This is a genomic window from Sutterella sp. (genome assembly GCF_030539355.1).
In the GTDB taxonomy this organism is placed as follows: domain Bacteria; phylum Pseudomonadota; class Gammaproteobacteria; order Burkholderiales; family Burkholderiaceae_F; genus Sutterella.
On sequence record NZ_JAUNSF010000102.1, the window covers coordinates 1 to 10786 of the forward strand.

10 protein-coding genes are annotated in these 10786 nt (G+C 65.7%); 7 read left to right on the forward strand and 3 right to left on the reverse strand.

Features of this window, described 5'->3' with window-relative positions; all coding sequences use genetic code 11:
- From Q4F91_RS11220 to Q4F91_RS11230, 3 genes are all read left to right on the forward strand, one after another.
- Positions 1–995 (forward strand): SUMF1/EgtB/PvdO family nonheme iron enzyme (locus tag Q4F91_RS11220; RefSeq protein ID WP_303337742.1); only part of this gene is annotated, 995 nt, incomplete at its 5' end.
- A 225-nt stretch (positions 996–1220) separates the two neighbouring features.
- Positions 1221–1475, forward strand: a complete 255-nt coding sequence (locus tag Q4F91_RS11225; RefSeq protein ID WP_303337744.1) for a type II toxin-antitoxin system Phd/YefM family antitoxin — start codon at positions 1221–1223, stop codon at positions 1473–1475.
- 3 nt (positions 1476–1478) lie between these two features.
- Positions 1479–1883, forward strand: coding sequence for a PIN domain-containing protein (locus Q4F91_RS11230; protein WP_303337746.1), 405 nt, complete (start codon positions 1479–1481; stop codon positions 1881–1883).
- Positions 1884–2486: 603 nt separating this feature from the next.
- Here the strand turns inward: Q4F91_RS11230 and Q4F91_RS11235 are convergent.
- Entirely contained in the window at positions 2487–3749 is a 1263-nt protein-coding gene (locus Q4F91_RS11235) for a hypothetical protein (RefSeq protein WP_303337748.1), read from the reverse strand.
- 332 nt (positions 3750–4081) lie between these two features.
- Between Q4F91_RS11235 and Q4F91_RS11240 the strand changes: the two genes are divergently transcribed.
- The gene (locus Q4F91_RS11240; RefSeq protein WP_303337750.1) at positions 4082–4810 is read left to right on the forward strand and encodes a hypothetical protein; all 729 of its coding nucleotides are present in this window, start codon (positions 4082–4084) and stop codon (positions 4808–4810) included.
- 2 nt (positions 4811–4812) lie between these two features.
- Positions 4813–6564, forward strand: a complete 1752-nt coding sequence (locus Q4F91_RS11245) for a hypothetical protein (protein WP_303337752.1) — start codon at positions 4813–4815, stop codon at positions 6562–6564.
- A 74-nt stretch (positions 6565–6638) separates the two neighbouring features.
- Here Q4F91_RS11245 and Q4F91_RS11250 read toward each other — a convergent pair whose 3' ends face one another.
- The gene (locus Q4F91_RS11250; protein WP_303337754.1) at positions 6639–8303 is read right to left on the reverse strand and encodes an AAA family ATPase; all 1665 of its coding nucleotides are present in this window, start codon (positions 8301–8303) and stop codon (positions 6639–6641) included.
- Positions 8304–8352: 49 nt separating this feature from the next.
- The gene (locus tag Q4F91_RS11255) at positions 8353–9327 is read right to left on the reverse strand and encodes a hypothetical protein (RefSeq protein ID WP_303337756.1); all 975 of its coding nucleotides are present in this window, start codon (positions 9325–9327) and stop codon (positions 8353–8355) included.
- A 207-nt stretch (positions 9328–9534) separates the two neighbouring features.
- Between Q4F91_RS11255 and Q4F91_RS11260 the strand changes: the two genes are divergently transcribed.
- Together Q4F91_RS11260 and Q4F91_RS11265 are read left to right on the forward strand one after the other, a co-directional pair.
- Positions 9535–10149 carry a TetR/AcrR family transcriptional regulator gene (locus Q4F91_RS11260; RefSeq protein ID WP_303337758.1) on the forward strand — a complete coding sequence of 205 codons (615 nt, stop codon included), beginning with the start codon at positions 9535–9537 and terminating at the stop codon, positions 10147–10149.
- Positions 10150–10271: 122 nt separating this feature from the next.
- Positions 10272–10745, forward strand: a complete 474-nt coding sequence (locus Q4F91_RS11265; RefSeq protein ID WP_303337760.1) for a hypothetical protein — start codon at positions 10272–10274, stop codon at positions 10743–10745.
- Positions 10746–10786 lie beyond the last annotated feature (41 nt).

The window sequence follows — 10786 nt, forward strand, 5'->3', positions numbered from 1 at the left end:
TGTTTTTGAGCCATACCGCCTTGAAAAGCGCCGTGTTCATCGCGGCGGCGGCGTGCGCATTTTCCGCCTTCGCCGACGAGGGCCCCCGGTACAACCCGGAGGCGAAAATCTTCAAGTACAGCACCACAATCGAGAAGGAGCGCCCGCAGCTCTCCGAGGAGACGCGGCGGCTCATCGCCGCGTACCGGAGGAACCCCTCCGCGGAGAACCTCGCGGCGCTCAGGCGTCAGGTGGGAGAGAACTACGACCGGGTGCTCGCGAAGAAGCGCGCGAAGCTCGAGGAACTCAGACGCACGGCCCGCCGGCAGGAGCAGGTGACGCAGATGCAGGAGATCGTCGACGAGATGGTCCGCGGCCGCGAGGAGGCCATTGACCGGACGATCGCGCGGTTCACCGACACCCGCATGAACCCCGGGGCGAGGCGCAGCGACTCCGGCTATCTCCCCGTTCTCGGCGCCGGGCGGAATGTTTTCGTCGCTTATGCGCCGGTTACCGTGGCGGATTATGACAGGTATATGGCGGCAAAAGGCAAAAAGGTTCCGGCGGAGCGCGGGCGTTCAGAGCAGGGGGATTTTCCCGTCACCGGCGTCTCCTATTATGACGCCGTCGACTACTGCAGATGGCTGACCGAAGAGGACAAAACCGGCGCGGTCTACCGGCTCCCGACGAGCTTCGAGTGGGAGATGGCCGCCGGCCACATGCCGAAGGACGCGGACTTCAACAACGGTCTCGGGCAAGGCCTCATGAGCGTGCACGCCTTCAAGGGGACGCTCTCCGCGAGCGGCGCGATCGACATGTGGGGCAATGCCAGGGAGTGGACGAGCACGCCGGCCGGGGACGGTTTCGCGGTGAAGGGCTGCGCCTGGAACGACAGCCGTATGTCCTGCCGCACGGAGGACCGCACGAGGCACGCGAGCGCAGGGACGGCGTCTGAAGTCATCGGGTTCCGCGTCGTGAAGGAGGAGGTACGGCAGCCCGCGAGGAGGCGGAACTGACAGTGCTTCCGTCGGTGAGGAACACGGCGGGAGGCCGGTGAACCTCCCCCGGACCGATCCCGCTCCCGGCAGATGCCCCGGGCGGGATTTCCTTCCTCGGCCCCGGCACCCCCAAGCACGGCCCGGAGCACTGCCATGAGAGTGGATGTCATGACAAATTGATATCATGTCATTACATTGCTTCCCGATGAGAGGAAGCGAACCGCACCGCAGGGAGGTTGACGAATGAAGAAGAAGTGCATGACGAGCCGGGAGTTCAACCAGAACCAGAAGCTCGCCCATGAGCTCGCCCAAGAGGGGCCCGTGGTGATCACGAACCGCGGCAGGCCCGAGTACGTGTTCCTGCGCTGGGAGGACTGGGAGGCCTTGACCAAGGTGCCGAGGAAGGGCATCGTCGACTTCCTCGCGTCGCCCGAGACCGCGGACATCGACTTCGAGGTGCCGCGGCTTGAGATGGGTCTTCGTGCTGTGGAGTGGTGACAGATGAAGTACCTGCTTGACACGGGCGCAGTCGCCGCGATCCGCAGGCTGGGCAGTGACCGCTCCTCTCCCGCGGCCGCCTGGCTCAACGCCGTCCCGCCGGAGGATCTGTTTGTCTCTGCGATGACTTGTGCCGAGCTCGAGTCCGGCATCCGTGCGCTCCGGAAGACGGATCTGCGGAAGGCGGAGGCGCTCCGGAACTGGTACGAGGGGCAGGTCCTGCCGTTCTTCGAGGGGCGGATCCTTCCTGTGGATATGGAGGTCGTGCGGGCCTTCACGGCGCTGCAGGCGGATGGCCAGATATCCGGAGCGGCCGCCTGGATCGCCGCGACTGCGGCGGCGAGGGGGATGACGATCGTCACCAGGAGCGATGTCCTTGTGAAATACAGTTTGTCCTACTTTTTGTGAAATACGGTTTGTCTCTTCCATCAGTACGGTGCGGCTTCGGCTTCTCGTCAGCACCCAGGCCGTGAGCAGTGTCAGAGCGCCTGAGGAGCCCGAGATGCCCCAACCGTCGCCTTGTGCCAGCGGTGTGGTCCCGGCCAGGTTCCCGGGGGATGGCGGCTTTGGAAGGTGGACATTTCTATTTCACATCGCCCCAAACTGTATTCAACACGCGGGACAAACCTTAATTCACGTGGACAAGCGAGCAGGACTACCCGGGCGTCGCTGTGGTCAATCCCTGGAAGGAAGCCGACGAGTCCCTCAATCAATGAAGCCGGGTTCAACGGAACATATGCTTTGTGTTAAATGCCTCAACAGAAGGCATATGTTCTGTTGTGGCCTCGGCAGGACTTCTGAATCATCTGTCTGCGTGCGGGGGAGCAGGCACAGATGTATAATGTCGCTAAAGACGGTCGCCGGGGGCGGGGTTCGCCTCGTTGCAGACTCGGCTTCCGTTGCCTGAGGAGCCGGCAGGCCTAAGAAACCTGCGTGGACGGGCCTCTCGCTCGGTGCAGCCTCCTTGCTTCGCGGCATGGAGGCTGTTTCGATTCCGGCGAGCCCCGTGCGTCAGACGAACCCGCGGATGACATAGTTCCAGCCGCCCATGTGGCCCGGCTCGGTGTCGATTGTCCGGAAGACCTCATCCGGGACGGTCGCGTCGCGATCGTACTCGGATGGATCGGCGAGGCGGTCCACCGTAATTTCGCCTCCGGTTCCCGGGGGCTGCGTGATCAGGCGGACGACCGCCTCGACTTTCGCGGGCAGATCGTTTTCCGGGTCCCCCGGACTGCAGCAGAGGAACCGATGCTGCACCTGATACCACCTCAGCGTGCCGGGCGGCAGGTGGGAGACATGGATCTCTAGCCCCGTGCGCTCCGCGATCTGCGCGAGCGCGTGTTTCCAGAGCCGCAGATCCGCCTCGGTCTCCCCGACGCCGCTCACGACGACATAGAGGCTCCTGGCCGGGAACCAGCGGTTGCTGAGGAAACTGACGCGTCCGACGGCATGGAGCCACCGGCCGAGGCTCTCGGCCGCGATCAGGGCGGCGCCGGCGCCGCTCCCGGGGCTCATGAGATTCACGAAGGCGGTGCTCCCGTCGATCACCCGGGCGCCGAAGGGCGACGCCGGCAGGTCCTCGGCAGGGCGGCACTCTCCGGGATCGGCGAGTTTTCCGGTCTCGCCGCAGTCAAGAACGACGACGGGCTCGCACCGGCCCCGAAAGCCCGAAGCCTTGTTCTTGATGACGTGGAACTGCTCGTCGGCGGAGGAGAGCGGCCCCAGGGCCGCAGGCATCCTCCGGTTCCCGTGCTTCTCGAAGCCCATGTCGTCCAGCATCTCGCCCACGACGGTGTGACTCAGCTCAAAGCCGCAGGCGGCGAAATGCTCGTGAAGCTTCCTGAGCGAAAGCGTCGTCCAGAGGAGCGGCTGGATCCTGCGCGTCGGGTCGTTCTCCTGGCAGTGACTGAGGAGGAGCTCGAGCTCCTTCCTGAGCCCGGGGTATTTCTGCACCGCGGATCTGCGGCCGCCTCCGGGGCGGCGGATCCGGTCGCCGGCGGGGAGCGCCCTGGGGGAGGCATCGGGTTCGGCCCGGGCGGCGTTCTCAAACTCGGCGTCGGCCTTCTCCGAGAGCGCGGTGAACTCCTCGAGCCCCTTCTGCACCGTTTCGGGCGACATGCCGAGCGCCCGGGCGGCCAAGGCCACGCCGCCGCTGCCGAGGAGCGAGGCGACGAAACCGGCGTACTCGCGCCGCTGGCGCTCGCTGAGGCCCGTGATCAGAAGGCCGTCCTTGAATGCCTCGAGAGGAATGGTGACGAAAGCTTTGGCTCGCATGGGGATTGCAGGAGAGCTCCGGATGAAGTGCCTCGATGCTACCACGCACCCCGGGAAGTGCCTCGCTTCATTCCATTGCAGCCGCTCCGGGCGGTCCCGGGCCGGAGGAGGCGGCTCCCGGATTCGCCGCGGCATCCGGTCTCAAGGTTGCCGTTTGTTAAAGATGACATGTTCATGCCGTGTCCCGCCTCAGCTCCCCGTAGAATGCCCTCAATCCTGCGGCGTCCCCGGCCGCACGCTTCGCGCCGCGCCTCCCGCCGGGGGCCGCCGGTCCGCCGCGTCCTGCCGGGGCGGGCCGCTCCCCCAAGACCAGATTGATGACGGAACGGTCCATGGCGACAGACAAGAAGGCGGCGAAGCTCGCCACATTCCTTCGCTCGGAGAACACGAGCCTCAGAAACACCATCGCGGGCCTCGAGGCCGCGATGAAGGAGAAGGAGAGCGAGAACCTTGCGCTCGTCGCCTCGACCTTCCTCCTTGACGACCGCATCCGCGAGCTCGAGAGCGAGAACTACGCGCTCGCGAACGCCATCGACAACGACGCCTACGAGCGGGCGGTCGAGGGGCGCAAGCGCATCGTCACCACCGCCGGCAGCGCCGAGATCCTTCAGGTGCTCGCGGGCCTCAGAACCCCCACGGTCACCGAGTGCCTGCGGATCGTGACGACGCTCATGCCCGACCGCGTCGCCGTCTGCAAGGATGCCTGGGAGAGCGCCGCAGAGGCCGACGCCCACTTCGAGAACCAGAAGGGGTTGCTCTCGCTTCTCTCGCGGCTCGCGATCGACTACCTCGACCGCGTGAGGAACGGGCAGGACCCCTACGTCGTCTTCTCCACCACCGAGTACGCGCCGCACGAGAGCGAGGGCACGATGGCCAGGTTCGCCCGCCAGAGGAACTTCTACTGGAACGGCGTTCGTTATCCGATGAAGAAGCACCTGAAGCTCGGCAACGACGGCGACCCCCGGCACATGCTGAGGCTCTACTTCGATGTTCTGCCCGACGAGCAGAGGATCCTGATCGGCTGGTGCGGCGGGCATCTCGAGAACGCGACGGGGTACTGACGATGAACACGCAGGCCATAACGCTGCGCACCGGCGTCGCCCGGGCGCGCATTCTTGAGCTCTACAGGGAGATCGATCCCTGGGAGCGCCAGCGCACCCGGACCTACGACTTCCACGAACCGGGGTCGCTCACGGGGGCGCAGTTCACCGTCGAGCGCAACGCCTACTGCGCGCCCGCGGAGGAGATCGGGCATGTCGAGCGCAGGGAGGAGCGGCCCGGCCGGGACGTGCTCGCCGACCTCTGCGCGCATCAGTTCCTCGCCGCCTGGGTCTTCAACCCGTGCTCGGTCGGGATCGACGAGGCGGTGCTCAGGTCCCGGGACGCCGGGGCCGCGGATCTGCGGAACCTCCCGCGCCTCATCGGCTGCCCCTTCCTCAGCGTCTTCACGAAACCCACGGACTTCCTCGGCCTCGGGAACGCCCTCGGCTTCATTGTCGCGGTCTTCCGCACCGACAACGACAACACCTTCCTCTCGGTGCTCGGGATCGCCCCGGAGGGGAAGCCCGCCGTGCGGACCTTCTGCGTCCTCGCGAAGGGCGAGCCGCGCCCCGGCGCCGTGGATTCGGACGAGTGCCGCATGGCGCTCCGGATCGCCGCCGTGCTCGCGTCGTCGTGCCCCAGAGTCACCGAGTGGCGCCGCGACCACGTGCGGGACGCCGTGCGCCGCAGGGCGAACCGCGGGTGCTTCTCGCGCGACCCCGCGGAGTTCCCCGTGCGGTACCTCTTCGTCACCGAGGAGAACATCGGCACGGGCGACACGCGGACGTTCGAGACCGACCGGCGGCGGATCTTCGACTTCACGCTCGAGCCGCCCCTTCGTCTCGTGCCCGTCTCCGCCGGGGATGCCGCGGTTTTCGAGAGGGCGATCGCCTTCTTCATCGTGCAGACGGAGAAGCGCTTCTTCATCAGCCTCAAGAAGCAGCGCACCAATGCCCGGGACCTGCTTCACCGGCTCGCCGACGAGCCGAGGACGCACGGCGGCAGGATGTCGCTCCACACGGTCTGCCGGATCTTCTGCCTCCTCAATCGGACGAGGAAGCTCTGCAGTCTCCTCGGCGAGGACCTCTTCGGTGAGCGGCTCGAGCGGCTGCAGGACGCGCTCGGGCGGGCCGGCAGGATCATCGCCGCCGTCGACCCGGAGTGCGCCGGGACGCTCGCGAGAACCACCAAGGTGCCGTCAGACGATCTGACGCAGTTCGAGTACATGATCGACTGGCACCTGCGCAACAACCTGCTCGCGATCCGCGAGAGCCCGCGCAATTTCCTCCTCGAGCCCGATCCGCGCAGAACCTTCAGGAGAGAGTTCTACCTGCTCTTCGAGCCCGTCTTCCTCGAGCTCTCGGTCATCGATTCGCGCGAGGCCGTGAGGCTCTTCGGCGAGCTCTTCTACGCGGTGACGCTGGCCGTCGCCTTCCTTGAGGAGACGGGCGCCATGGACTTCCACACGGTGTGGCGCCTGGAGCGGCTGCTGATCGAGACGAGAAACCTCGAGCTCACGGACTCCCGCGCCTGCCGGGAGACGCTGACCGGCTTTCTCTCCGCGAGGCTCGCCCGGCTCACGTCGCTCACAGAGAGCGTGACCGTCACCGCGGACGAGATGAACGAACTCATCGGCAATGTCTATCGCGGCCTCGCGACCGAGCTCGGGATCCTGGACACCGTATTCAACGCCAAGGCGAGGATCCTTGAGGAAAGGAAGCCGATGAGGAACATCTTCGGCTCGCACTACCATCCCTGGCTGCACTGGCTCTGAGCGGCACCGACAAAGAAACACGGACGGCCGGCGCTCCATATCGGAACACCGGCCGTCTCCATGATCCCCCGGGCTCAGACCGCCGTCTTCGCCACGCTCGCCGCCTTGATCGCCTCCGCGAGGAGCGGCGCCGTCACGCGCGCCTCCTCCCCGGTGTGTCCGAGCGCGAGCTCGTCGGTGAAGGCCTCCATCAGCGCACGCCGGCAGACCGCCGCGATGTCCGCGCCCGAGAACCCGTCGGTGGCCTCCGCGGCCGCGGCAGGATCAGGGAAGGGCTCCGCGGTGCGCCCCTCGAGGAACTTCGAGAACATCCTCTCCCTCACGGCGAGGTCAGGGAGCGGAAGCTCCACCGTCACTTCGAACCTCCCGGGGTGCAGGAGCGCCCGGTCAAGGATGTCGGGGCGCCCGGTCGCAGCGAGGACGAGCACGCCCCGGCCGCGGTTCGCGTCCATCTCGAGGAGGAACTGGCCGACGATGCGCTCCATCACGCGGTTGGAGCCCGTGTCGCGACGCCGTTCGGGGAGGAGCGCATCCGCCTCGTCGATGAAGATCACCGACGGAGCGCTCTGGCGGGCCTTCTCGAAAAGATTTCTGATGCCTTTCTCGGCGTCGCCCACCCATTTGGAGAGCATGTCCGGGCCGCTCGCCGCGATGAAGCTCACGTCCGACTCGGTCGCGAGCGCGTGGGCCAGCAGCGTCTTGCCCGTTCCCGGCGCGCCGGTGAGGAGAATGCCGGCGGGGGCCGAGAGCCCGAGCTTCTTGAGTACAGCCCCGTGCCGCAGGGGCAGCTCCACCGCCTCGCGCAGAAGGTGCTTCGCGTCGTCCAACCCCACCACGTCCGCCCAGTGCACCTCGGGGACCTCGCTCGCGAACTCACGGGTCGAGGAGACATGGATCTCGGAGAGCGCGGCCTCGAAGTGCCGCATCGCCACCTTCGGCTCCGGCCTGGAGCCGTCGGGGGAAGGTGGCTGACGAGCGTATTCGTTGACCGCAGCGAGCGCCGCCTCGCGCGCGACGGCGGCGAGGTCCGCGCCCACGAACCCGGGCGTTCGCTCGAGGATCTCGTCGATCACGACGTCGTCGGCGAGCGGCATCTTCCGCGTGTGCACGGCAAGGATCTCGCGCCGGCCCTCGCGATCAGGCGTTCTGATCTCGATCTCGCGGTCAAAGCGCCCGGGACGCCTGAGCGCCGGGTCGATCGAGTTCGGGCGGTTGGTGGCCGCCATCACGATGACGCGCCCGCGGCCCTTGACGCCGTCCATCAGCGCGAGAAGCTGGGAGACGACTCGCTTTTCGAGGTCGCCGAGGACGTGGTCGCGGTTCGGGGCGAGCGCGTCAAACTCGTCAAAGAAGATCACCGAGGGCTGGTGGCTCTCGGCCTCGTCGAAGATCTCACGGAGCTGCGCCTCGCTCTGGCCGTAGTTCTGTCTGATGATCCCGGGAGAGTTCACGGTGATGAAGTGGAGGCCCGATTCCTTCGCCACCGTCCTGGCGATGAGCGTCTTGCCGCAGCCCGGCGGCCCGAACATGAGGAGCCCCCGGGGCGGCGTCTGGCCGAGCTTCTCAAAAAGATCGGGGTGAAGCAGAGGGAGCTCGATCATGGCGCGCACGCGCGCCACCTCGCTCGTGAGCCCGCCGATCCCGGACCAGCCCGGGGTATCTGCGGAGGATGCGTCGGACTTCGTTCCGCCCGCACCACTGCTTTTCCCTCTCAAAAGTGTCCGCAGATCCCCAAGCATGGTCTTTCTCCTTTTTGTGTCAGCGGTTCATCGGAGCCGTTGGTTCGCTTCAGAGCCTTTCGCGCGCGGCCTGGGCCACGGCCATCGATTCGCTCTCGGCCTCGGGGATGCCGGCGTCAAGCGGATTGCGGCCGAGCACGATGTGCATCGTTCCGGCGATCTGGACGAGCGAGATCACGGCGGTGGCGATGCCGAGGGCCTGCGTGACGAGCGGCGAGAAGTTGCCGTTGATCGCGAAGACGACGGGCATGCCGGCGAGTTCCCACCCTCCGATGTAGCAGAAGGGCATCAGGAAGAACATGAAGATGCAGCGCCAGCCGTTGAGCCAGTGACGGTACTTGTAGGCGATCGCGACCGAAATGAAGAGCGCCGAGACGTTCGCGAACATCCACCACATGGGGAACTTGGAGATGAGGATCATCGGCTGGTTGCCGTAGTAGCAGTAGATGCCGCCGTAGTTGAGAAGAAGCTCCTCGATGATGATGTCGGCCAGCATAGACAGGGCCATGCCGAGCCACAGCGTGCGGGTCTTGACGCGTCTGAGCAGCATGCCGTAGAGGATGTAGCCGAGACAGGCGCCGAACGCCCACCACATCAGGGACACATAATAGTCAAACTCACGTCCAAGTAAAACATAGAGAATCTGGTCAGGACCATGGGACTGCGACCAGTACACGCCGCCGAGATAGTTGTCGATCACCTCGGGCACCACACAGAAGGCGGCGCCGAGGACGAGTCCGATCGGCACCGTCGTCTTCCACTTCCAGGCGTCGTGGAAGGCGATGGCGCAGAAGACGAGGGCGAGCACGACCATGCACGAGGTGCCGATGAAGACGTGCTCGGGGTCCTGCGGGAACGCGTCATTGGGCGGAGGGGGCGTGCCGAAGTTCGGATCAATCGCCACGGTCTGCGCGAGCGCGTCGACGGGGCCGGCGAGAAGAAAAATCGCCAGGGCAAATGCGCCGGCGAAGATGGCGAGCGACGCCAGTCCGGCGGGCCCGCTTGAACGCAGTGATTTCAACATGATCAATTCCTCCGAAGAAGGAAGAGGGAGACGCGGCCGTTCTCTTTTTGCGACGACCAACTAGTTGGTCGGTATACTGTGCGCAGGTCCCCGAGTTGTCAAGCGTCCGTCGCCGGTGCAATTACGCGACAGGCGGGAAAGCGCAGGTGTCTGACGCAGCGGGGCCGCGGGTACAATTACCTGATCCACCTGACGAGGAGATTTCAGATGCCCGGAGAAGAGAAGCCGAAAAGGCTCACGAAGGCAGCGATGCAGTCGCAGGAGACGAGGCGGCGCATCTACGAGGCGGCCGCGGACGAGTTCGCCGCGCACGGCATCGCCGGCGCGCGCGTTGACCGCATCGCTGCGGCGGCGAAGGCCAACAAGAGCCTCATCTACGACTACTTCGGCAGCAAGGAGCAGCTCTTCGAGAAGGTGCTCGGCGAGGCGATCGCGGAGTTCTACGGCACGATCCGCTTGCCGGAGGTGACCTTGGCCGAGTACGCGGGCCGGCTCTTTGACTTCTCGATGGACCGCCCGAGGCTCATGAGGCTCGTCAAGTGGCACGGCTTCGCAAGCGACGAGGACTTCCCGATGCCGGAGGGCCTGTCGGTCACGGAGCAGATCGAGCAGATCCGCGAGGCCCAGAGGAAGGGGATCGTCACGGACCGGTTCCCGGCGGACTTCATCTTCACGTCCATCGTGACGATGGCCACCGCCTGGACGGCCGCGAGCTCCTACGGCCGGGCGGTCTCGCCCGACGCGATGGAGCGCAGGGAAGAACTCAGGCAGTCGGTCGTGGAGGCCGTCGAGCGGCTCTTTCTCGTCCCGCAGAAGAAGTGAGCTTCTGAACGCCAGGGCGGCGTGACATCTGCGGCCGCCCCCGACGGCTTGTTCCGACGGGCTGTTCTGGGCTCAGGCAGAATTCTCCTCATTCGAAAAGAATGAAGAGGAGAACCTGCGCCATGTACATCACCCACTTCTGGGACGCCCGTCACCGCCGCTGCAACGCCGTCCTCGAATTCAATGCCTCGATGCAGGACCGCGGCTTCAGCCTCCATGACTTCCTGCTCGAGCGCTTCGGCGCCGAGGTCTATGCGATCCAGAGCGAGCTGCACACGCTGCTGAACGGTTTCACCGGCCTCGCCGGTGACGATCCGAGTCTCGACATGGTCCGTCCCTACGGCCTCGTGACGAGTTTCTTCCGGACCATCTCCAATGTCGACTCGCGCTGGGCGAGGCTCCCTGACACGGAGGTCTTCGTGCTCACGTTGCCGCCGCCCTCGAGACCGGATCTGAAGGAGGGCGATGATCCGGTCTCCAAGCTCCTCAATCTCATGACCGAGGTCACGGACTGGGACATCCACGCCGCGACCTTCCGCGAATTCCATGCGCAGACCATGTCCGGCCGCGGGCTGCTGCCGGTGGGGCTGAACTAGTCGAAGTAGAACCTACAATAACTACCACGACCTCATTTCAC